The organism is Dyadobacter linearis, from assembly GCF_907165045.1.
Lineage (GTDB): Bacteria > Bacteroidota > Bacteroidia > Cytophagales > Spirosomataceae > Dyadobacter > Dyadobacter linearis.
In genome coordinates this window covers 625,032-648,284 of sequence record NZ_CAJRAU010000002.1, presented here as the reverse complement: position 1 = coordinate 648,284, position 23,253 = coordinate 625,032, and the positions used below count along the sequence as shown (strand labels likewise).

General features: G+C 48.1%; 19 protein-coding genes and 1 riboswitch. Of the genes, 11 read left to right on the top strand and 8 right to left on the bottom strand.

Annotated elements, in window-relative coordinates:
- The first annotated feature begins 42 nt into the window (after window positions 1-42).
- The 7 genes from KOD92_RS08765 to KOD92_RS08735 all read left to right on the top strand — a co-directional run bounded on the left by KOD92_RS08765 (window position 43) and on the right by KOD92_RS08735 (window position 8,266).
- Entirely contained in the window at window positions 43-1,881 is a 1,839-nt protein-coding gene (locus KOD92_RS08765; RefSeq protein ID WP_229254600.1) for a tetratricopeptide repeat protein, read from the top strand.
- 54 nt (window positions 1,882-1,935) lie between these two features.
- Complete coding sequence (locus KOD92_RS08760) at window positions 1,936-2,667, top strand: hypothetical protein (protein WP_215233163.1); 732 nt, start codon at window positions 1,936-1,938, stop codon at window positions 2,665-2,667.
- The gene (gene xth / locus KOD92_RS08755) at window positions 2,664-3,440 is read left to right on the top strand and encodes an exodeoxyribonuclease III (protein WP_215233162.1); all 777 of its coding nucleotides are present in this window, start codon (window positions 2,664-2,666) and stop codon (window positions 3,438-3,440) included. The genes KOD92_RS08760 and xth overlap by 4 nt, the downstream gene beginning before the upstream one ends.
- A gap of 144 nt (window positions 3,441-3,584) precedes the next feature.
- Entirely contained in the window at window positions 3,585-5,213 is a 1,629-nt protein-coding gene (locus KOD92_RS08750; protein WP_215233161.1) for an ABC-F family ATP-binding cassette domain-containing protein, read from the top strand.
- A gap of 103 nt (window positions 5,214-5,316) precedes the next feature.
- Window positions 5,317-6,402 (top strand): sensor histidine kinase, encoded by a 1,086-nt coding sequence (locus KOD92_RS08745; RefSeq protein ID WP_215233160.1) that lies wholly within the window; start codon window positions 5,317-5,319, stop codon window positions 6,400-6,402.
- Entirely contained in the window at window positions 6,399-7,478 is a 1,080-nt protein-coding gene (locus KOD92_RS08740) for a sensor histidine kinase (protein WP_215233159.1), read from the top strand. The genes KOD92_RS08745 and KOD92_RS08740 overlap by 4 nt, the downstream gene beginning before the upstream one ends.
- A complete protein-coding gene (locus KOD92_RS08735) occupies window positions 7,475-8,266 on the top strand; it encodes a LytR/AlgR family response regulator transcription factor (RefSeq protein ID WP_215233158.1) in 792 nt (263 codons plus the stop codon). The genes KOD92_RS08740 and KOD92_RS08735 overlap by 4 nt, the downstream gene beginning before the upstream one ends.
- Here KOD92_RS08735 and KOD92_RS08730 read toward each other — a convergent pair.
- From KOD92_RS08730 to thiS, 6 genes are all read right to left on the bottom strand, one after another.
- Window positions 8,244-8,639, bottom strand: a complete 396-nt coding sequence (locus KOD92_RS08730) for a LytR/AlgR family response regulator transcription factor (RefSeq protein ID WP_215233157.1) — start codon at window positions 8,637-8,639, stop codon at window positions 8,244-8,246. The two genes, KOD92_RS08735 and KOD92_RS08730, sit on opposite strands and share 23 nt — an antisense overlap.
- 160 nt (window positions 8,640-8,799) lie before the next feature.
- On the bottom strand, window positions 8,800-9,906 hold the full coding sequence (gene thiH, locus KOD92_RS08725) for a 2-iminoacetate synthase ThiH (protein ID WP_215233156.1): 1,107 nt from the start codon (window positions 9,904-9,906) through the stop codon (window positions 8,800-8,802).
- Complete coding sequence (locus KOD92_RS08720; RefSeq protein WP_215233155.1) at window positions 9,896-10,663, bottom strand: thiazole synthase; 768 nt, start codon at window positions 10,661-10,663, stop codon at window positions 9,896-9,898. The genes thiH and KOD92_RS08720 overlap by 11 nt, the downstream gene beginning before the upstream one ends.
- The gene (locus tag KOD92_RS08715; protein ID WP_215233154.1) at window positions 10,657-12,042 is read right to left on the bottom strand and encodes a thiamine phosphate synthase; all 1,386 of its coding nucleotides are present in this window, start codon (window positions 12,040-12,042) and stop codon (window positions 10,657-10,659) included. Before KOD92_RS08715 ends, KOD92_RS08720 begins: the two co-directional genes overlap by 7 nt.
- Before the next feature lie 4 nt (window positions 12,043-12,046).
- The gene (gene thiC, locus KOD92_RS08710; protein WP_215233153.1) at window positions 12,047-13,930 is read right to left on the bottom strand and encodes a phosphomethylpyrimidine synthase ThiC; all 1,884 of its coding nucleotides are present in this window, start codon (window positions 13,928-13,930) and stop codon (window positions 12,047-12,049) included.
- 84 nt (window positions 13,931-14,014) lie between these two features.
- The gene (gene thiS / locus KOD92_RS08705) at window positions 14,015-14,218 is read right to left on the bottom strand and encodes a sulfur carrier protein ThiS (RefSeq protein ID WP_215233152.1); all 204 of its coding nucleotides are present in this window, start codon (window positions 14,216-14,218) and stop codon (window positions 14,015-14,017) included.
- A gap of 68 nt (window positions 14,219-14,286) precedes the next feature.
- Window positions 14,287-14,382: riboswitch (TPP riboswitch) on the bottom strand.
- A 156-nt stretch (window positions 14,383-14,538) separates the two neighbouring features.
- Between thiS and KOD92_RS08700 the strand changes: the two genes are divergently transcribed.
- Entirely contained in the window at window positions 14,539-15,300 is a 762-nt protein-coding gene (locus KOD92_RS08700; RefSeq protein WP_215233151.1) for an OmpA family protein, read from the top strand.
- Between the two features lie 24 nt (window positions 15,301-15,324).
- Here KOD92_RS08700 and KOD92_RS08695 read toward each other — a convergent pair whose 3' ends face one another.
- The gene (locus KOD92_RS08695) at window positions 15,325-16,464 is read right to left on the bottom strand and encodes a DUF4932 domain-containing protein (RefSeq protein ID WP_215233150.1); all 1,140 of its coding nucleotides are present in this window, start codon (window positions 16,462-16,464) and stop codon (window positions 15,325-15,327) included.
- A 105-nt stretch (window positions 16,465-16,569) separates the two neighbouring features.
- On the bottom strand, window positions 16,570-17,658 hold the full coding sequence (locus KOD92_RS08690) for a helix-turn-helix domain-containing protein (RefSeq protein ID WP_215233149.1): 1,089 nt from the start codon (window positions 17,656-17,658) through the stop codon (window positions 16,570-16,572).
- A 171-nt stretch (window positions 17,659-17,829) separates the two neighbouring features.
- Between KOD92_RS08690 and KOD92_RS08685 the strand changes: the two genes are divergently transcribed.
- From KOD92_RS08685 to KOD92_RS08675, 3 genes are all read left to right on the top strand, one after another.
- Window positions 17,830-18,414 carry an RNA polymerase sigma factor gene (locus KOD92_RS08685; RefSeq protein WP_215233148.1) on the top strand — a complete coding sequence of 195 codons (585 nt, stop codon included), beginning with the start codon at window positions 17,830-17,832 and terminating at the stop codon, window positions 18,412-18,414.
- Window positions 18,415-18,504: 90 nt separating this feature from the next.
- Window positions 18,505-19,698, top strand: a complete 1,194-nt coding sequence (locus KOD92_RS08680; protein WP_215233147.1) for a FecR family protein — start codon at window positions 18,505-18,507, stop codon at window positions 19,696-19,698.
- A gap of 294 nt (window positions 19,699-19,992) precedes the next feature.
- On the top strand, window positions 19,993-23,253 hold the full coding sequence (locus tag KOD92_RS08675) for a TonB-dependent receptor (RefSeq protein ID WP_215233146.1): 3,261 nt from the start codon (window positions 19,993-19,995) through the stop codon (window positions 23,251-23,253).

The following is a 23,253-nucleotide window of genomic DNA, read 5'->3' as shown; positions in this document are numbered from 1 at the left end:
CTAATTAGGTATGATTCCAAATAATGATGAGCTCAAAGCGCAATGAGCATAATTTATCTGCCTGAGATCGGCACATTACTTGCGGCATTTATGCTTATATTTCAGAATATAATCGCCTTACAGCAACCTGGGCCTGCTTTTAAAAAAATACCGAAATTCAACCCGATGAATATTTTCAACCCGCTTATTTTACTCGCCGCCTACTGCATCGGCCTGGTTTCCCTGAAATTGACTGTGTCCGATACAACTCCTTCGGATACAAGTGAAAATATAACGATGTGCGGGCCGGCTTATACCCGGCAATCGGGCCTCGATGAAAACGGAAAATTTGTGGGGGTACTTCCCGGCTGGGGCTCCTATTCGTTTCCGGTCACCACTACCGTCGACAGTTCCCAGTTCTATTTCGATCAGGGCTTGAATATGTATTATAGCTACCACGTGCGCGAATCCGTGGCATCTTTCAAGGAAGCAGCTCGGCTCGACCCGCAAAACGCGATGGCATATTGGGGACAGGCGCTTGCAATGGGACCGTACTATAATGCGGCGCACAGCTATCAGAAACCGGCTGAGATTACAGAAGTTTTGGCTAAAATGAATGCGGCAGCTGCAAGCGCGGGCGTGAAAGAACAAAAGCTGATCAAGGCAATGAACACGCGGTATTCCGACGGGCCGGGTGACGCCGAGCGGCAAAAACTGAATACTGCTTATGCAAAAAGCATGAAATCGCTGGTAGCTGAGCATCCGGAGGAGAAAGAATTTAAGGTATTATATATTGATGCCGTGATGCTGCTCCACGCGTGGGACTTCTGGAACCGCGACGGCCTGGCCAAATCATGGACACCGGAACTGGTAGCACTTTGCCAGAAAGTATTGAAAGAAAGCCCAAAACACCCCGCAGCCCTGCATTACCATATTCACCTGACGGAAGCTTCCCGGAACCCGGGCGTAGCATTGGGCAGTGCCGAAACGCTGCGCGACCTGCTTCCCGGCGTAGCGCACATGGTACATATGGCGAGCCACGAATATGAGCGTAACGGACTGTATTACAAAGGCGTGGAAGTAAACAACCTCGCCGACGACAACCTTTTGCGCTACGATATGGTCGCCAAAAATCTTGGTCTGAACAAGCATTCACCTCATTATTTTGCGGTTCAAACCTACTGCGCGCTGACGGGCGGCATGTACAAAGACGCGCTACGTTACGGCCAGCGAGCCCGGAAAAGTGTTGCGCCTGCCTACGAGACGACTTACGATCAGTACCTTTTCATGCTGCCGGTAATGGTGAATGTGAGAATGGGCAAATGGGAGCAGATACTGAACGATACCGTAAAACTGGACCCTAAATGGACTTACGCCGGCATTTTGTCCAACTTCGCGAAAGGGGTCGCGCTCGTGAATACCGGCAAGACAGAACTTGCAGCGCAGGAACTAAATAGTCTTCGTGAAAAGATCAACGACCCGATTCTCACCAAACGCAGGATACCCTTCAATTCGCCGGTTGAAATGGCGCGGATCGCCGAGAAGATCCTGACCGGAGTAATTTCTTACGCACAGAAAGACCAGGCAAAAGCAATCGCCAGTCTGCAAGCGGCGGTGAAACTGGAAGATAATCTGATATACACAGAACCCAAAGACTGGCCAATCCCGAGCAGGCAGTTTTTAGGTAATATTTTGATTAAAAGTGGCCAGACTGCATTAGCTGATCAGGTTTACAAAGCAGATCTGGTAAAAAACCCGGGGAACGGATGGTCGCTGATGGGCTTGTACCAGAGTGCCAAAGCGCAGGGAAAAACACAGCTGGCAGCGAAATATACCGGGCAATACAAAGCACCTTTCGCGCACGCCGACGAACTGCCTGCCGGCTCTGTTTTTATGAAGTAAGTGTCGTTCAGGTCTTGTTACAATTAGTCTGCATTCACTATTAAATCTCCGCAAGTGAAAATATTCATATCGGCAAGTCTGCTTCTGTACTGCATTACGGGCGCATTTCAGGTCACTTACAGTCAGAGCCGGCCTACTTTCAAGGTGAAGGCAGGAGATTATCCCGACAAGATCATTCCTGTTGCAGACCAGTTCCAATATCCGACTTTTCAGAAGGGTAAGGTTCTTTTTTACGGTGGCCGGATGGTGGAGGCTATGCTGAACTATTCTTACCTGAGCGGTGAGATACTCTTTTTAAAAGATCAAAAAGATACACTGGAACTGCTCGACAAGAAAATGATCAAGGTAGTCGACATGCAGGGCGCAATTTTTTATAATGAAAAACAATATGGGTTTTGTGAAATGGTGTCTAATTACGGGGATATTAAACTAGCCAAAAAACATCTGCTCGCGCGGATCGGTAACGAAAAGGGCGGGCCTTACGGAATATCCTATACTGCCTCATCTGTAACTACTTACAGCTCCTATGCAAATGCGAATGCGCCGGGCGGGAGGAAACTTAAGATGGATACGGAAGCGATTTTCGGGCACCGCATACTTTACTTTTTTGTGGATAAAAATGACCGGTACATGATTCCGGGTAAGACCAGCATTACCCGCCTTTTCCCGAAATATAAAGAACAGATCGGCGAATATCTGAAAGAACACCCGGTCAATTTCACCGTAGAAGAAGACCTCGAAAGACTGCTCAGTTACAGCCAGAATTTGAATCAACAACTAAAATGAAAATAGCTACTTACAATGTGAATGGCGTGAATGGCAGGTTGCCGGTATTGCTTCGCTGGCTCCATGAAACTGCGCCCGATGTGGTGTGCCTGCAAGAACTGAAAGCCCCTCAGGAAAAGTTTCCCCTGAAAGCGATCGAAGATGCAGGTTACCAGGCGATCTGGCACGGACAGAAAAGCTGGAATGGCGTCGCGATCCTGTCACGCGGTCACGAGATCCAGGAATTGCGGCGAGAACTTCCTGGTGATGAAGAAGATACACATAGCCGGTACATCGAGGCAATCATCAACAATATGGTCATCGGCTGCCTGTACCTGCCGAACGGAAACCCGGCGCCTGGCCCGAAGCTTGAATATAAACTGGGCTGGTTTGAGCGGCTCCATGCCCACGCCGCCGAACTGCTCACCCACGATGTGCCCGTGATCCTGGCGGGTGACTACAATGTAATGCCGACCGAACTTGACGTGTACAAGCCAGAGCGCTGGGTCGATGACGCGCTTTTCAGACCCGAGGTCAGGGAAGCTTTCAAGAATTTGGTTGACCAGGGCTGGACAGACGCATTGCGCAAAATTTATCCTAACGAAGTGATCTATACTTTCTGGGACTATTTCCGAAATGCATACGGCCGAAACGCCGGGCTACGCATCGACCATTTTCTCCTAAGTCCGCACCTCAAAAAACGACTGCTCAATGCCGGCGTGGACAAGGAAGTAAGAGGGTGGGAAAAATCCAGCGACCACGCGCCTACCTGGATCGAATTATCGGAGGAATAGCTAGCTCCCTCAATATGTTTTTCCTAATTTTGTAACCTTCAATAACAAGGCGACTTCATGTGATAAGCAATTTCTTTCAGACTAAATAAAACGGGCAGATCTTCATTTGCGCCCGCAATTATTCACTCATTTTAAGAAAGAATTATGCTTTTTCTGCAAGATGTCGCTTACGCGCATCCCAATGGAGATCTGCTGTTTGCGCAGATCGATCTATCCATCCATAAAAATGACAAAGTATCCCTGATCGGGCACAACGGTTCGGGAAAATCCACATTGCTGAAACTTATGGCGGGCATTTTGCAGCCGACGTCGGGCAATGTAAAATCGGATTCTAAGCCGTATTATGTTCCACAAATCACCGGTAGACTGCACGACTTGACCGTAGCGCAAGCATTAGGTATTGACCACAAAATCAATTCATTAAAAGATATCCTCGCAGGAAACGTCACCGAAAAAAATCTCGCAATAATTGGTGACGACTGGGGCATTGAAGAGCGCTATCAGAAGGCTTTCTCACATTGGCAGATCCCGGAACTGGATTTGGAACAAGCAATGGACACATTGAGCGGCGGCCAGAAAACGAAGGTGTACCTGGCGGGAATTTTGATTCATAGCCCGGCAATCGTGCTCATGGACGAGCCGAGCAATCACCTAGATCAGGTTGCTCGACAAATGCTTTACGAATACGTTGAAAATACCTCAAATACACTCGTTATCGTGAGCCACGACAAGCAATTACTCAACATTCCACAGACTGTTTACGAACTGAGCCAGCACGGAATCAAGCTTTACGGCGGCAACTATGACTTTTATTTTGAACAAAAACACATTGAAAACGAGGCGCTGAGTCACGATATCCGAAGTAAGGAAAAAGCATTGCGCAAGGCGAAAGAGCTTGAAAAGGAAACGATGGAGCGGCAGCAAAAACTGGACGCGCGAGGCAAAAGGAAACAGGAAAAAGCAGGTCTGCCGCGAATTTTAATGAATTCGATGCGCAACGATGCAGAAAAAAGCACTGCCAGAATAAAAGATATTCACACGGAAAAGACGGGGGCGATCGCACGGGAAGTGAGCCAGTTGCGCAGTGAGAGGTTGGACGCCGGTAAAATGAAGATCGATTTTGATCATTCTGGCTTGCATAAAGGTAAGATACTCGTGAAAGCCGAACAGGTCAATTTCAGCTATTTGGAACGAAATCTTTGGACAACACCTCTCAATTGCCAAATTACCAGCGGCGAGAGAATTGCGATCAAAGGGAGAAATGGCTCGGGTAAAACGACCCTTATCAAGCTGATCCTAGGGCAGTCGCAACCGACTGAGGGAGCGATAGATTCAGCAAATATTAAAACCATTTATATTGACCAGGAATATTCGCTGATTGATAATTCGCTGACAGTTTATCAACAGGTACAACACTTCAATTCCGGCGCATTGCAGGAACACGAGATCAAGATCCGGCTTAATCGCTATTTGTTTGGGCAAACGGAGTGGACAAAACCTTGCAGCGCATTGAGTGGCGGCGAAAAAATGCGCCTTGTACTCTGTTTACTCGCCATTGCCAACCAGGCGCCGGATATGATCATCCTCGACGAGCCTACTAATAATCTGGATATTCAAAATACAGAAATTCTTACGAACGCTTTTCACGGATATGAAGGAACGCTGCTCGTGATTTCGCACGATGTTATTTTTCTCAACGAAATTGGAATAACCCGCACGATTGATCTGGACCTCACCGCCGGTCACACTTCAATGGATCAATATGTTGATTGAAAGTAAAATCGTGACAGTTCGCAGCGAAAGGAAATGGAAAAATGAAGGCGCCGTGTAAATTTGAGAGCAAAAAAAGTGCGACCAGCATCCACAGCGCCCGGGAATGAACAGACGGTTTGGCCTTATTGAAAAATATTCGGATTCACTCCGGCGCAACCGGCTGCATTACATTGTATTAAGCGGCTTATTGCTTTGCCTCATTCCCGCTTGGGGATTTGCATTATGGGGTAACCGGTATTTTTCCGATCCAGCTGTGCTGGTTGGCGGCAGTCTGCTGAATCTACTGTTCTGCCTCACCGCATATCTGCTCAATCTCAGCGGCTCGCGCCTTGTCCCGACGATATACCCTGATACGCACCAATCGATCCACCGGGTTGCAGTCTGGTTTGGGCTTTATGTGGTGGTGAATGTTTTCCTGCTGAGCGTCAGTCTGGCGCTTTATCACTGGCTTCACATTTTTGGCTATCAGTTTCAAAAATTCATAGCGTCGTGGCTGGCGCTTTCCCTACTGGGCGGCTCGCTGCTCACAGCCGGGCTCACAGAGCTATTTTTTGCATTTGAACAATGGAAAACAAACCAGCACGAACTGCAACAACTGGAACACAAGCAGTTACAAACAGAGCTGGAAATAGTAAAACAACAGGTCAACCCGCATTTTCTTTTCAATTGCCTCAACTCACTTTCGGTATTGATTTACGAATCGCCGGATGTTGCCGAAAAATTTGTTGATGAAATGTCACAGGTTTACCGGTACCTGCTGCAAGTAAATGCACCGGAAAAAGAGGAAAGTTTGGTGACGCTGGAAAGCGAGGTTCGTTTTATCAAATCCTATATATATCTTCTGAAAACGCGTTTTGAGAGCGGCATTCATGTGCAGTTGCAGATCGCCGACGTTTATATTTCCGGCCAGCTGGCGCCGCTGGCACTGCAAAGTTTGCTCGACAATGCAATCCGGCATAACATCGTTTCTACCTCCACTCCGCTGCGTATCACGATCAAAACCACGCCGACGGGGCAGCTGGAAGTTTTTAATAATATACAAAAACGCGTGGTCGGTATTCCTTTCGGAAATGCCGGCCTCGCTACCCTGATGTCGCGTTACAAGTTGCTTTTCAACCAGGCGGGCACCATTCAGGTACGGGAAGAAGGCGGTTTTTTCATAGTCACCCTGCCTTTGGTCTACACATGAAAGCTACGTTGAATTTCAGTAGTCTGGGGCGGCTGATCTGGCTGAGTTTGTTCGGCCGGTGGATGTTTGTATTGCTGGTACCCTGGTTTGTCCCAACGATCAGTTACCTGCTGATTGGTCCGCCTTACCTCGCCAGCGTTTCTAATTTTTTGAAAGGGACATTCATGGTGCTGGTGATGACAACGCTGGCATTTATACCTCACGATTGGGCCGCGCAGTACATCACGCGCCGGTTTCCGTCGTTCAACTCATCGCTCATGCGGGCGGCTTACACCGCTTTGGCGTTCCTGGTCCTGACGGGAATTTACATTACCGTTTATGGTGCGCTGATCATTTATTACCGCCCCTTAAATGCACAGCTCGACGCCGGCAAAATGGTAAACGTGTATCTTTTTGAGCTCGGGGCGGTCATTTTGCTTACCTGTCTGTATGAGGTCAATTACTCGCTGGCCAAATGGAAAGAGATTAAAACCAATAAGGAAGCGATTAAAAAGGCGGGGTTGCAGGGGCAGTTGCAAAGTTTAAAAAGTCAGGTAAGTCCCCATTTTTTGTTCAATAGCTTAAATACCCTTTCCGCATTGATCGTCGACGAACCTGAGCGGGCCGAGCAATTTGTGGATGAAATGGCGAAAGTATACCGGTATCTCCTGCAAACCAATCAGGAAGAACTGACTACGCTGGCTACCGAAGTGCTTTTTATCAAATCCTACTACCACCTTTTAAGAACCCGGCATGACAAAGGGCTGGAACTGATCATCGACATTGACGAAGCGGATATGGAGAAGTTCATTCCGCCGCTCACTTTGCAGCTTTTGGTTGAGAATGCGGTGAAACACAATACTATTTTGGAAAAAAAACCACTTTATATCGAGATCCGCTCGCTCGGGAAAAATCTGCTGGAAGTAAAAAATAACCTTTTGGAGAAGTCGACACCGGTCATGTCGACCCGGCTCGGTCTCGCCAATATCAAAGCCAAGTATGAATTGCTTTCAGAAAATCAGCCCGCGATCGATGCCGGTCCCGACTTCTTCATAGTCCAACTTCCCTTACTTACCGCCAAATCAGAGAACCAATGAATATCTTAATTGTCGAGGATGAGAAACTCGCTGTCCGGAAATTGACCAAGCTGTTGGAAGAAGTAGCGCCGGATTTTGTGATCAAAGGCGCCACGCCGAGCATTGAAGCGACGGTGGAATGGATCAGCGAAAACCGTGCGGCCGGAGAAAGCGAGCCGGATATTATTTTCCTGGATATCGAACTGGCCGACGGGCAGAGCTTTGAAATATTCAACCGGATCGAGATCAAAAGCACGGTCATTTTCACCACTTCTTATGATGAATATGCATTGCAGGCATTCAAGGTAAAAAGTGTCGATTATCTGCTTAAACCGGTTCAAAAGGAGGATTTATTAAGAAGTATAAACAAATACTACGACCTCACGAGCGCCCGCTTAGCCCCCTCTCCTTCCGCGCTCCCGACCGACATTGAAACGATATTAAGAAAGCTGCACCAGGCGCCGGTGGAATACAGAAAGCGCTTCCTCGTGAAACAAGGAGCGCGCATGCTTTCGGTGGAAACTTCCGAAATCGCTTTTTTCTACATTGATGAAGGTTTGTGTTTTTTCAAAAACCACCAGGGTCAGAAATTCGTGGTCGACTACAAAATGGAAGAACTCGATGAATTTCTTGACCCTGCCCGCTTTTTCCGCATCAACAGAGGGATTATCGTTACCCACCAGGCGGTTACTCAAATGCAGCCTTACTACAATAACCGCCTGGCTCTGACACTCAAGCCTGCCTTCGAAAAAGAAGCGATCGTGAGCAGGGAGCGGGTGAACGATTTTAAAAACTGGATGGGGAAATAGCCGCAGCCGAGAGTGCCTCGTGTGTGCTGCTCAGGCGCCTGCGGGCGATCGGAATGTTTTTGCCGCAGTGCAACTGGATGTTGTCAAACCAGCGCTGCCTGATATGGTAGCGGTTGACAGAATACGATTTGTGGACCCGCACAAAGTCGCCGCCCAATACTTCCTGAACCGTTTTGAGGCATTTGGCCACGAGGTAGCGGTTGGATTTCGTACATACAAAAGTATAGTTGCCCACGCCTTCAAGGTACGCGACATCGCGGCCCGCAACGGACAAGGCTCTTCCCAGGTGGTACACTACGATTGCATTCGATCCCTGGAATTCATTGGGCTGACGCTGGTCAGCGAAATAATCATGGCTAATAGATGTTCTCATTTGAAAGTGGTTTATTTGACGTAGCTAATAGGTGTTATTTTGTATGTCAAATATCTCAAATGGGCACATCAGGTAAAATGGTATTAGGTCTGAATTGTGGTTTTCAATGGTTGAATCATATCAATTGCCATTTTAGGTGTTAAGCTAGTTTTTGAAAATTTCACATAAACCTGTCCCAATCCTTCCAAACCGGCTCATAACCCTTGCTTCTGATCAGTTGCGCAATCTGTGCGGGCGTCCTCTCGTCCGATATTTCAAACTGTTCCAGCGACTCGGGAGCAACCGCATAGCCGCCGGGGTTGGTTTTGCTGCCCGCACTGATAGAAGTGATTCCCAATGCAATGCAATGATCTCTGAACTTTTCAGATTCCCGTGTAGAAAGCGAGAGCTCAACCTCCTCATTCATAATGCGATAGGCGCAAATAAGTTGTACCAATTCCCTGTCGGTCATCTCTACTTTAGGTTCCAAACCTCCCGAGAAAGGGCGTAATCGGGGAAATGAGAGACTGTAACGCGTTTGCCAGTAGGTTTTTTCAAGATAGTCGAGGTGCAATGCGGTAAAAAAACTGTCCGTTCTCCAATCTTCGAGGCCGATCAGCACACCCAGGCCCATTTTGTGAATACCGGCTTTTCCCAACCGGTCGGGCGTTTCCAGGCGGTAATTGAAGTTTGACTTTTTCCCTTTCGGGTGATGTTTTCTATAATCTTCCTGGTGATAAGTTTCCTGATAAACCAGCACTGTGTTCAACCCAAGCGGGATAAGCTCCTCATATTCATCGGTATCCAGTGGCTGCACTTCCAGGGAAATCATCGAAAAATGCGGCCGGATCAGTTTCAGCACTTTTTTAAAATAATCAACATGAACCGTCTGGTTCGCTTCGCCGGTTACCAGCAAAACGTGATCATAACCCAGCGCTTTGATCACAGCAATTTCTTGCAAAATCTCGTCTTCGCTCAGCGTGCGTCTGCGCACCTTATTATCCAGACTAAAACCGCAATAAGTACAGATATTCGTGCATTCATTGGACAAATACAGCGGGATATACATCTGGACGGTTTTACCAAACCGCTTTTGCGTCACTTTCTGACTTAGCTGCGCCATCGGTTCGAGATAGGCAGCGGCAGCCGGGGATATCAGCGCTTTGAAATCTTCCAGTGTTCGCTTTTGTTTAAATAGCGCATTTTCCACGTCAGCGGCGGTTTTTTGGTAAATGCTTTCTTTCACCTCGTCCCACTTATGCTGCTCGAATATCTCCTTAAAGCTCATCTAAAAACGCGGTTAAGGGGCTGCTCGCGACTGCCCTGTTTTTCTGGTCACCCAGCTTCGCTTCAAATGCCATTCTCCCGGCCTCGACGGCCATTTTGAATGCGATCGCCATCGCCACCGGATCACCTGCGACTGCAATGGCGGTATTGACCAGCACCGCATCGGCACCGATTTCCATAGCCTTTGCAGCGTCGGAAGGCGCACCGATTCCTGCGTCGACGATCACAGGTACCTTACTTTGCTCGATGATAATTTCCAGAAAATCGATCGTTTTCAACCCCTTATTACTGCCAATCGGCGACCCAAGCGGCATCACTGCGGCCGCGCCTGCCTCTTCCAGTCGTTTACACAAAACCGGATCTGCGTGAATGTAGGGCAATATCACAAAGCCCAGCCTGGCCAGTTCCTCCGTTGCTTTCAGGGTTTCAATAGGGTCGGGCATCAGGTATTTGGGATCCGGGTGAATTTCCAGTTTGAGCCAGTTCGTTTCCAGTGCCTCCCGCGCAAGCTGCGCAGCAAAAACCGCCTCCTTAGCATTCCTGACGCCGGAAGTATTAGGTAGTAAAATAATTTGGGGATGATTTAAATGCAGCAAAAGATCATCCTGCCGATCCTGCATATCGACACGCCTGAGTGCCACCGTCACCAGCTCCGAGCCGGAAGCAACCAATGCTTTTTCCATCAAAACCGAAGAACTAAACTTACCCGTGCCGGTGAACAGCCTGGAAGTGAATATTTTATCTGCTATCGTTAACATAGTATTTGCTGGATATTCTGTATTGTTTTCTTTGTATTTTCTGAGTTAATCAATGCCGAAGACATCGCCACGCCATACAAGCCCGCCGCTTTCAAACCTGCAATATCTTCTTGTCGAATGCCGCCGATCGCGATGATCGGAATGTAGCACTTACGTAAAGAGAGTTCATGTAAAATGCGCTGGTAACCTTCCAAACCAAGGATCGGGCTGAGATTTTGCTTGGTCGTCGTGAAACGATACGGTCCCAGACCCACATAATCAGCGCCTTCTTCAATTCGCTGAATTACGTGTTGCAGTGTATTGGCAGTGCCACCGAGGATCATTTCCTCGCCCACAATTTTCCGGGCTTCGCGCAAAGGCATATCATCCAGCCCCAGATGCAAACCGTAAGCATTTACACTTTTCGCTACATGAGGAAAATCATTGATGATTAGTTTTGCATCAAAGCTGTCACACAGAAACTTAGCCTTTTCCGCCAGTTCTAAAACCTCATCTTCCGGCCTGCCTTTCACCCGCAGCTGAATCCATTTACAACCAGCCTCCAATGCCAATAAAATGCTCTGAACATGAGAAATTTCACCATTCTCATTTGACACAAATTGCAGCCTTCCATCTCTTGTTATCCGGCGGCTGAAGCCGCCGGCAATTGATTTTTTTGGGCTTTGCCCTTTTGCAATAAATTGCTCCGGGCTTGTCTCAATTGCAGCAGGAAACTGCTGGCGCAGCTCAGCCCCAATCAATTGCCGGGGGCTTAAGCCCCCGGTTCCCAGATTAAATGAATCAATTGGATCAATTGATTTAATTGATTCAATTGATTTTAATGATTGATTTTCTTGCCAGACTGCGCCAAGCAGAGCCGCTCCATCGAAGTTCATTCCTTGGATTTTTTGAATATTAGATGCATTGATCCCGCCCAGTGCGATCACTTTCGGTGCGTTTCTATTTTTTGCTAAAACGAAATCTTCATCCAAGACACCTTTGTAACCTGCTTTTGAAATACTATCGAAAACCGGCCCGAAAAAGGTGTAGCTGAATGCATCGGATAATCTTTCCAGCTCCGCCAGGTCATGAATAGAAGTGCTGAGCCGGTAACCTTTTGCGACCAGATCTCGCCAAATCTCCTCACCGGTTGCTTCACGCTGCTTTTCGGGAAAATGCAATCCTTTTATACCAAATTCCGCTGCGAGATCGTGGTGCTGGTGCAACGAAAGCCTGCTGTGATAGTCCGGATCAATGGACTTGATCAACTCACACAAGTCTTCTCTTGAACACTCCGGCTTCCGCAAATGCAGATTTACCATTCCATCCTGAAAAAGCCGGTTGATTGCATTCCCCTCGCCTGGAAAGAAGTCAGGACGGGATATAATAATGATTTTCATTTAGTTATAGATAAATTTCACTGCCTCTATCCGCAAACTCACGCGCCTTTTCCTGCATACCTTCCACCAGCGCCGACTCTTCCATGAGCCCGTTTTCCTCGGCATAGTCGCGCACATCCTGCGTAATTTTCATCGAACAGAAATTGGGTCCGCACATGGAACAGAAGTGCGCGATCTTGGCTCCTTCCCCAGGTAAAGTTTCATCGTGAAATTCCCGCGCAGTGTCCGGATCGAGCGATAGGTTGAACTGGTCTTCCCACCGAAACTCGAACCTGGCTTTGCTCAATGCATTGTCGCGGTATTGCGCGCCGGGGTGTCCTTTGGCGAGGTCGGCCGCGTGGGCCGCGATCTTGTACGTGATCACGCCGTCTTTCACATCCTTTTTATTCGGCAATCCTAAATGCTCCTTTGGAGTAACATAGCAAAGCATTGCAGTACCGAACCAGCCGATCATCGCAGCACCGATCGCCGACGTAATGTGGTCATAACCAGGCGCAATGTCCGTAGTAAGCGGCCCTAGAGTATAGAACGGCGCTTCCTGGCAATGTTCCAGCTGCTTTTCCATATTCTCCTTGATCAAATGCATCGGCACGTGCCCCGGACCTTCGATAATAGTCTGTACATCGTGTTTCCAGGCGATTTTCGTGAGCTCGCCTAGCGTTTCCAGTTCCGAAAACTGCGCGGCATCATTTGCGTCCGCAATGCAGCCCGGTCTCAGTCCGTCGCCCAACGAAAACGCCACATCATAGGCTTTCATAATCTCGCAGATATCCTCGAAATGCGTGTACAGAAAGTTCTCTTTGTGATGCGCCAGACACCATTTCGCCATGATCGAGCCGCCGCGCGACACAATTCCAGTGAGCCTTTTGGCAGTGAGCGGAATGTATCTCAGCAAAACCCCCGCGTGAATTGTGAAGTAATCCACACCCTGCTCCGCCTGCTCGATCAGCGTGTCGCGAAACAGTTCCCACGTCAGGTCTTCGGCTTTGCCATTCACTTTTTCCAAAGCCTGATAAATCGGCACGGTACCGATCGGCACCGGCGAGTTACGGATGATCCACTCGCGCGTTTCATGGATATTCTTGCCGGTCGACAAATCCATGATCGTATCTGCGCCCCAGCGACAAGCCCAAACCGCCTTCTCTACTTCCTCTTCAATGCTCGACGAAACCGCCGAGTTACCGATATTGGCATTGATCTTGACAAGGAAATTCCGCCCGATAATCATCGGCTCGCTTTCGGGGTGATTGATATTAACGGGAATTACTGCCCGCCCGGCCGCCACTTCCTGCCGTACAAATTCGGGCGTAATGAATGTTTTAGGGGTATTTGCGCCAAAGCTATGACCGGCGTGCTGGTGCGACAGTGCATTTGCTTTCCCATTCAATTCGCCGATATGCTGCTCAATGCGCTGATTTTCACGAATTGCGATGTACTCCATTTCCGCCGTAATAATCCCCTTTTTAGCATAATGCAGCTGCGAAACGTTCTGTCCCGGCTTGGCACGGAGTGGCTTGCTGATATGCGCAAAACGCAGTTCATCGAGCTTGCTGTCCGACAACCTTTGCTGTCCATATTGCGATGAGATCATATCCAGCTGCTCCACATCCTGCCGCGCTCTGATCCATTCCGAACGCAATTGCGGCAACCCTTTTTTTACATCGATTTCCAGATCAGGATCTGTAAACGGGCCGCTGGTATCGTAAATAGTGACGGGCGCATTGGGCTCGGCAGCTCCGTTTCGCCCGTGGATTTTAGTATCGTGAAGAGACACTTCACGCATTGCGACAGAGATATTGTGCAGCTTTCCAGGCACGTATATTTTCCGGGAGGCAGGAAAAGGTGTTCTCGTGATCACGCTGCTCTCAGGAGTTTTTTCGATTTTCATCAGGATACAGGATTGAGGTAAATACCGCCGGGAAGACGGTACTCACCGGTGAATAATTGAAGTCGGGAGTTGGAAAAGTGACTGTTAGCCGCCCTGTGTGGCTTTGATCAGCGTAATGCGGTCGTTGGGTTGGAGCAAGTGTCGCTCCCATTCTGATCTTGCGAGCACAGATTGGTTGATCGCGACAGCAATACCTGTGGAAGTATCCGGGAAAAGGCCGGACAAAAGTTGCTGCACCGAATATGCTTCGGGAATTTCTCGGGATTGATCGTTGACGGTAATTTCCATTCTGAAAAACGTTTTGTGAGAAAAACTTCAGGAATGGACCTTATGGAAAGATTCATTGAGATACAATAGCAGTATCTCTTACTTTTCCCTTCGGCAGTACTAACTGCATCAGGTTCAAAGGGTATTATCTCAGTCCGCATATCGGGACACCCCTAAAGTTTCGACAAAGCTATTTGAAAATACCGGTTATCAAAATTTGTTTTTGCAAAATTAAGACGGGCATCTTTGCCGTCTTAGTCTTTAACCAGTAACTTCCATATATTAGTAATCTTTACAATTAATCGAGATATGATCTGTTAACAGCTTAAATATGAGATGCTATGAAAACGCCTGTTTTAGCTACAATTCTGTTTCTCGCCACCTGTGCAACTGCTTTATGTCAGGAGCAACAAAGTAAAAAAACTGCGGCTTCCAGGTCGAAAGTCACGATCCGGGTTTTGGATAGGGAAACTTTCAGACCAATCAACGCTAACATTCTCATCGTAAGCCAGAATGCGGGAAAGCAGATTGTGCCGCTCATTCAGGACAATAATTATCAATACAAAATTCCAGTCACAGATACCACCACATTTTCCATTTATGCTCCGGGTTATGAGACATTGAATGAATCCATTCTTGCCGACGAGATCAATGCTACCGAAGTGTTTTATCTGACGCCGAAAGCAGCTGGAAATGAGAAGGTTGCAGAAAATACGGAGGCTAATACCAACTCAGAATTTACCAGACCCGTACTTCGGGAGGATATTACATCAACATTGTATTTCATCCAAAGCAATACAAACATGGCCGGCAGGTCGCGCCCGGAACTGGAACAGGTCGTTGATTATATGATCAGGCACGAGGATCTTCAAATCGAATTGGCCGGCCACACCGACAATGTCGGCGATGCGGATAAAAACTATGTTCTGTCCGTCGATCGGGCAAGTGTGATCAGGCAATATCTTATTTCCAGGAATGTTTCCCCATCCCGGATCAAAAGCAAAGCATTTGGCAGCACAATGCCAGTCGCGCCAAACGACAGCGAGCGCAACCGTAGGTTCAACAGGAGAGTTGAAATTAGAATGAAACCGACAATTTACTGAGTAGTATAAGTTTCGACTTTGGGCCTATTTTTTTCGAGCCTCGTCGATCAGCCCCGCCATCGCGGCGCGGACAGCTTGCCTGTAACTTATGCTGGCCGATTTGTTATATTTCGAAAATTCTTCCAGTATAAGTGGCAGGTAAATGAACTTCCGGTCTTGTTCATAATGCGTCCGCAATCGTTGCGTATCACCTGCATTACCCCTATTTTGGGAAATAATGATCTCCCCTGCACGAACGAAATGTTCGTAAACGCAGGCTTTCCAGGCTGTATAGCCCTGGTTGGACATTACTTTTTTAATTGGCTCAAAAAGACTTTCCGTTTCGGAAAACATATTTCCCGGAAGCTCATCGACCACCGGGTTCACAAATGAATGCCCGAATTCATGTGTACTAAGTTCCAGGAGATGTTTTTGATCGTTGAAACCCATATCAAGTGTTAGCGAATCTTTAAAATTTGGGATGTGAAATGCGCCAAAAACATGGAAAGCAAAGGTCTTATCCTGCGCCCCGTATTTGACCCCGAAACCCATTCCCGGCGGGATAGTAAGGCTTGGAACCAGCTTGTAAGCGTCAAGGTGAGCCTGGTAAAACTTTTCCATGGTCGGTATGAAGCTGCTGTCAGGCAAGCCGCTTTTTACCTGTGCTATCGCATTCGCGTATTTCGGTTGGTTTTGTGTAAGGTAAGTGTCAAAATCAACTTCCCGCCATAACCCGTTCATCGCGTCAATAAAAGCTACTGCATTCGTTTTCGCTTCTGTTGTATCTTTTTTTGAAGAAAACCGGAGATAATAGGTGGGATCAATATCGTCTCGCAGCTTCGCATTAGGAAAATCGTCGAGCTGAACAAGGAGATTAATGAAATAATCCAGCCAGATATCCTGCGCAAAACCGATCGCGACGGCCAGATTTTTGCTGTTTTCGAAAGCTTTATATTGGCGATACAAATCCAGTCCGTATGCATAACGCGCTTTCGTGCGGGGCGAATAATCGCTCGTTTCGGCCTGCGCGCCTTCGTAGCCAAGGAAATAAACGAAGCCCAGCAGCTCCACATTTTTATTTACTTGGATTTCAAACCAGCGCTTCTTTTCAGAAGGAACCTGAGATTTACTAACAGTGGAAGAAGTCCATAAAATAATTAGCAGCAGCGCAAATTTTGCATTCATTTTCGAAAGCATTAGTGTTTGACCAAAACACAAAAAAAGCGCACAAAAACGCTTAAAGCGCCCTGCAATGCATTTTGGGACGTCCAGAATCGCGTTTCCGGACAGCTACTTCTGAGCCGGCAGGTACTGTGAAGGCGACTTACCGGTACGCTGACGAAATACCTGATTGAAAGTAGATTTCGAATTAAAACCCGCCTCAAAAGCCAGCGCCAGTACGGTCTTATGCTGCTCTTTCGGATCCCCCAGTTTGCATATCACCTCGTTCACCCGGAACCCATTTACGAAACTGGTAAAATTGGAAGCGCAATGCGTATTCACCAGGTACGACACGTAACGGGCAGGCAAATTCAAATGCGCAGCGACATCTTCGAGCGTAAGGCGCGATCGGGTATGCAGCGCGTCGGTTGTGAAAGCGGCGTGCAGCCGCTGCAATTCGGCCAGATCATTGTACTGAAAAAACTCAGGTTTCTCAGTTGATTTTGGTGCCTGAAGTGTGGGCAGGATAAAAAAGTCGGGGTTCAGGTAGCCTAGATAACCCATTCCAAACAGGCACACTGTGAGCAGAAAATTCACCCACGAGAAAATCGGCCAAGCTAATATCACACCCGAGAACCAGAGCACAGTCAGCAAAATCATAAAGCCAAATAACCCATATAAACGCAGGTATTGAATCGGTTTCAACCTGGCCAGCTGCCTCTGCCAGGCAATACGGAACCGCGAAAGCTTCTTTGCGTAGATCCATAAAACAAGAATCATCCCGACTATTGGCAGTATTTCAGTCCATAAAAACCAGAAATTATTATCGAGCAAAGATGTCCGCTTCAGTTGCAAGGAGCTGGCATATGCCTGCCAGAAACAGCGAAAACCGATCTCCGCGGCAATGGGAAGAAAGAATAGCCAGTATTTTTTTTTGAAGTGATAATCGGGCAAGGTGGTAAGCCGCGCGAAAAACCACAGCGCAAGAGGCAGCACCAGATAACTCTGATAGTTCCAGAAACGAAACGCGCCGGCTTGCTGGTGGTAACGCACCTGCATCCCCCACGCATTCAGCAGCTCCTGCGAAAGGACAAAAAGGATTAACCCAAGGAAAAAACTGGCTTTCGGACCTCTCGCCCCCCGCACGATCAGTGACAGGCTCAAAATAAACCCCTGCCCAGCAGCTAGTAAGAATGCAATTGCTTTCCAGTTTTCCATGGTATATTGAAAGTAGCCTGCCTCACCAGCGGCAGTTCTTTCACAAAAGCAATTCGGGGATTAAACTTAATGTCTGGTTACAAAACCATTAAATAAATTACATTTGTTCTAGTAGAATTTCCATTATTGTGCGTTTGCAGAGTATAGTCCCATTGGTTTATCTGCTTCAATATGTCTGACTTACCCATCATAGACGAAGACAGTGAGTTGCTTCTGCTGGTTGCGCGGGGGGATGAAAAAGCTTTCAGTACCATTTTCAACAAATACCACAACCGGCTCGGCTCCCACTTATTCCGCATTACCAGGTCACACGAACTGGCACAGGAAGTGGTGCAGGATATATTTTTAAAGATCTGGATAAACCGCGAGGAGCTCTTCTCTGTCCGTAATTTCAAAGGGTATTTGTACGTAATATCTAAAAACCATGCACTCAACTGCCTGAAAAGGAACGCACTGGAAAACGAACTGACCAGCGAGCTGGACGATAATCAGGATTTCGCTACTGAGGACAATTACGAGGAAAGTACCCAATACCTCCTGCTCGACGAAGCGATCGACCGCCTTCCGCCCCAACAGCGACAGGTTTATTTAATGAGCCGCCACGAGCGATTGAAGTACACAGAAATAGCCGCGCGCCTCAGCCTGTCCCGGGAAACTGTGAAAAGATATTTGCAGATCTCGTCCGAGTCAATCACTTCTTATGTTCGTAAAAAGCTGATTGTGAGCATATTTATCTGCTCTATGTTTTTATTTTAAAAATATTTGCAGGACAATACCCCCTTTTATTCAATTTTTCCTGTCTTAGATACAAGAACGCTTTCTTACAAATCCTAAATGCTTTTTAGTATGGAAACATCCTCTTCCAGGCTGGCGCTGCTATTCAGTCGATACTATTCCGGGCTGGCAACGGATCCGGAAACGAATGAGCTGATGCACCTGATCAGGATGTCAGAAAACGACGAGACGCTCGCCGCGCTGATTAGAAACGCCTGGGAAAGTTTGCATCCGGATGAAAAGGAATTTTCGGAAGAAGAGAGCGGCAAAATGCTCCACTCCATTTTACAAACAGCTGAAAACCAGCGCGAGGAAGAGGAGGAACAAGAAAAAGTACGTCCGATGCGGTGGCTGCGCTATGCAGCAGCTTCACTGCTGATCATCGCCGGATTTTCGCTTTACTGGCTGAAAAACCGGCCCGAAAAAGTCCCGGAGGTTTCGGTCACCGGGCGGCAGGTCACTGACATTCCACCCGGTGGCAACAGGGCAATGCTCTCTTTGTCAGACGGTCGTCAAATTCCGCTTGACAGTGCCGCCAACGGGCTGCTGGGCAGTCACGGCGCAGCCAGTTTCACGAAAACCGGCGACGGAAAACTTCGGGTCGCAGTTTCGGAAAATTTACAAGAAACTAATAATCAGAGCAATAGACTTTCCACACCCAAAGGCGGGCAATACCAGGTTACCCTCCACGACGGAAGTAAAGTGTGGCTGAATGCATCTTCCTCGATCCGCTTCCCGACGGTTTTCGCGAACAATAACCGCACAGTCGAGATATCGGGTGAAGCCTATTTTGAGGTAACGAAAGACAGGAAAAGACCATTTAGAGTCAGATTCGGCACTTCGGAGGTAGAAGTACTGGGTACCAGCTTCAATATCATGGCTTACCGGGACGAAAGTGCATCGAAGACTACGCTTGTTGAAGGTTCGGTGAAATTGCGGAATAAAAAAGGTTCGAAAAAGCTCACACCCGGCCAGCAGGCGACGATTTCGGCCAACGGTGCAATCCAGACAGCCGCGGTTGATATTGATCGGGAAATTGCCTGGAAAAATGGCTTATTCTACTTTAAAGATTCTGGTATTCAGGAGATTATGCGGCAGGCGGCCCGGTGGTACGACATCGATGTGAACTATGAGGGTAAAATTCCAAAGCGGCAGTTTACCGGCAAGGTTTCCAGAAACGTAAATATCTCCGAACTGCTGAATATGCTCAGGTATGCCGGAGTGAACGCCAGGGTAGAGCAGAATAAAGTGGTTGTAAAGATGTGATAGCAATGCTGCGTATACAGTATATCGTTAATAGTGATTTATTCTATTCCTAAATCTAAAAACTATGAAAGCCAAGAGAAAAGCACCTTCGTAATTGCTCCACCTGCGCTGCCGGACATCAAAAAAGGGAAGATGCTGCGAACATCTTCCCGGAAAGTCCAGATCGTGCGAAAAAACCTTTGTGACAAAGTCTATTACAGTATATCTAAACCTTACAAATATATGCAATTAAACCTTTTACCACAGAAAGGGGGATGCAGCATCATATCCGTGCCTCCCAGACTGATCTTGACAATGAAACTAATCACGTTTCTGCTGGTGGCGACGTTATCTCAGGTAGCGGCCAATGGATTTAGTCAGAAAATTTCGCTGAACGAGAAAAACGTTCCGCTGGAAGTCGCGCTCACTGCTATTGAAAAGCAGACAGAATACCTGTTCCTATACGATAAACTCGATATTCCGAAAGGATTAAAAGTCAGTCTGAATATCAGAAATGCGTCTATTGATCAGACTATGAACCAGCTGCTGAAAGACTTGCCGCTGTCCTACAAGATATTCAACAAAAGCATTGTGATCAGAAAAGAAGTCCGGGCGAAGGAAGAAAGCCTGCTGATTCCGGCTGTGAAAGTCAAAGTACTGCATACCATCGCGGGAAAGGTGTCTGACGATCGGGGCGACGGTCTTCCAGGGGTGAGCGTACTGCTGAAAGGTACGCAAAGCGGTACCACTACCGACGCTCAGGGAAGGTATAGTCTGGATGTGAGTGACGAAAATACCACGCTGATTTTCAGCTTCGTAGGTTATATCAGTCAGGAAATAGTGGCAGGCAGCCGCACGGAAGTGAACGTGCAGCTGCTGGGTGATATCAAGGCGCTGAGCGAAGTAGTCGTAATCGGATATGGTACGATCAAGAAAACGGACCTGACCGGCGCGGTGGGATTGGTATCGAGCAAACAAACTGAAAATCAAGCGGTACCGAACCTGGCGCAAGCATTGCAGGGAAAAGTAGCGGGCTTGAATGTACGCCAGACGAACGGCGGCCCCGGTGCAGGTGCCGAGATCCGGATCCGTGGAATGGGCAGTTTCGGAGCAAGTGCTTCCCCGCTGGTGGTAGTCGACGGTATTATCACAAGCGGCGGCCTGACCGACCTCGACCCGAACAGTATTGAATCGGTAACCGTACTGAAAGACGCTTCTTCGGCGGCCATCTACGGTTCGCGCGGCGCGAATGGTGTAGTGTTGGTCACTACCAAAAGAGGGGCTATTGGCAAGGAAGTGATCAGCTTTCAATCCATGTACAGCTTCGACCGGCCGATCAACAAAATTGGTACCGTGGACGCGGCTACTTATGGTGCGATGGTGAATGATTTTTATGTCAATCAGGGCAAAGAAGCGCCTTATGCTGATCCGGCTTCACTCGGAAAAGGTACTAACTGGCAGGACGAAATCTTTCGCACGGGAGGAAAACAGAATTACTCGCTTTCTTTCAGCGGCGGTACGGAAAAGAACCTGCACGCGATCACGATGAGCTACTACAAAGGCGACGGTATTGTACTTAATTCCAGATACAGTCGCGCTAACTTTCGTGTAAATAATGACATTCAGCCACTGAAAGGACTGAAAATCGGAAGCAGCTTCGGGTTCAGTTACGGCGCATTGAAGCAAGGCGACCCGCAGGGTGCCGTGAATGCGGCGCTTATCTACGCCCCGAATGTGCTGCCTTACAATCCCGACGGAAGCTACGGAATCGCCGACCGCGCAGGTCAGCCGACTACCATGACCGCGCCGCTGGTGTACGCATTCGAGCGGACAAACGTCGATAACAGACTTGGCTTATTGGGTAATCTGTATGCTGAATATGAGATCGTTCCGGGGCTGAAATTCAAAACCAGTATCGGGGCCGAATATATCAATCTGGATATCAAGAACTTCGTGCCTTCCTACAACTTCGGACTGGGTAATTCCAACGGGATCGCTACGCTGAACAGGCAGGTGAACAGCACGAAAAACTACATTATCGATAACATCCTGACCTATGGCAAAACGTTCGGCACCAATCACCACGTGGATCTGATGGCGGGTTATACTTTCCAGAATGAGCGGTATGAATTTGTGCGGGCATTCAGGAATACATTCAGCAGAAATGATGAGAACCTGCAAGTATTGGACGCCGCCACTTCCAACGATCTGGCGCGCGGCAACTACACGGAATGGGCATTGCAATCTTATCTCGGACGTCTTAATTATGCATTTAAAGAAAAATACCTGCTGTCTTCGAGCATCCGGATCGACCAGTCCTCCCGCTTTGAAAAGAGCAACCGGACGGGGATATTCCCTTCTGTATCAGCCGGCTGGGTGCTTTCAAATGAAGAATTCATATCAGGAAAACTTGGGCCCGTCAGCTACGTGAAGCTCCGGGCGGGTTATGGCGTACTCGGCAATCAGGATGTGGGGATCTACCCTTACCAGTCGCTGATCGATTACAGTCTTTTCTACAATTTTGGTTCTTCTCAAAATGTAGTTTCAGGAGCAGGCCCGACTGCCCTGGCCAACCGCAATATATCCTGGGAAAAAACAACAACGACCGGCGCCGGACTCGAATTCAACCTTTTCCAGGACAGGCTGGGCTTTATCATCGATTATTACGACCGCCGAACTTCCGACGTACTCGTTCGAGTGCCGCTTCCGAGCATTTCGGGACTGGCCACCTATCCTTACCAGAACATAGGCAGCGTGCGTAACAGCGGGATGGAATTTACAGTCGATTACCGTGGCAGCGCATTTGACCAGAATTTCACTTACAACCTGGGTTTCAATATCACGATCAATAAAAACGAGGTGACCAAACTGGACAAGGGGCTGGACATTATCCAGGCGGGCGGCGGCCAGGGCGGTGTTGAAACGCGCACTTCGCAAGGTCACGGGATCAACTCATTTTACGGTTATGTGCACAACGGTATCTTCCAGACCACCGACGAAATCGCGGCCTCACCCTTGCAGCCCAACGCGCAGCCCGGTGATATTAAGTTCAAGGATTTGAATGGAGACAATGTTATAGATGACAAAGACCGGACCTATATCGGCGATTTCCTGGCGAAGCAGATCATTGGTTTCAATGGCAGCGCACGCTACAAAAACTTCGACCTTGCCCTTTCGGTGACCGGAGATTTTGGAAGATACCAGAACATCTTCGCCAGCGGGTTTGCAGCCGCGCGCGCAGCAGAATCGACGAATATCATGTGGGCCGATCGCTGGACCGGGCCGGGAACGAGCAACTATGTGCCGCGGATTATCGGTGGTGATCCGAACAACAATTCCCGCTCTTCGGATTTTTGGGTGAGAAGTCAGGATTACATCCGCATTCAGAATGTACAGCTGGGTTACGACTTTTCAGGCGAGGCGATCAAAAAGGCGGGATTAGGCAAGATCAGACTTTTTATTGCCGGACAAAATCTGCTCACATTCACCAAATACCCAGGTTTTGACCCCGAAACGCCAGCAACCTCCTACCCTATTGCGCGCTCACTTTACATGGGATTGAACCTCGGTTTTTAA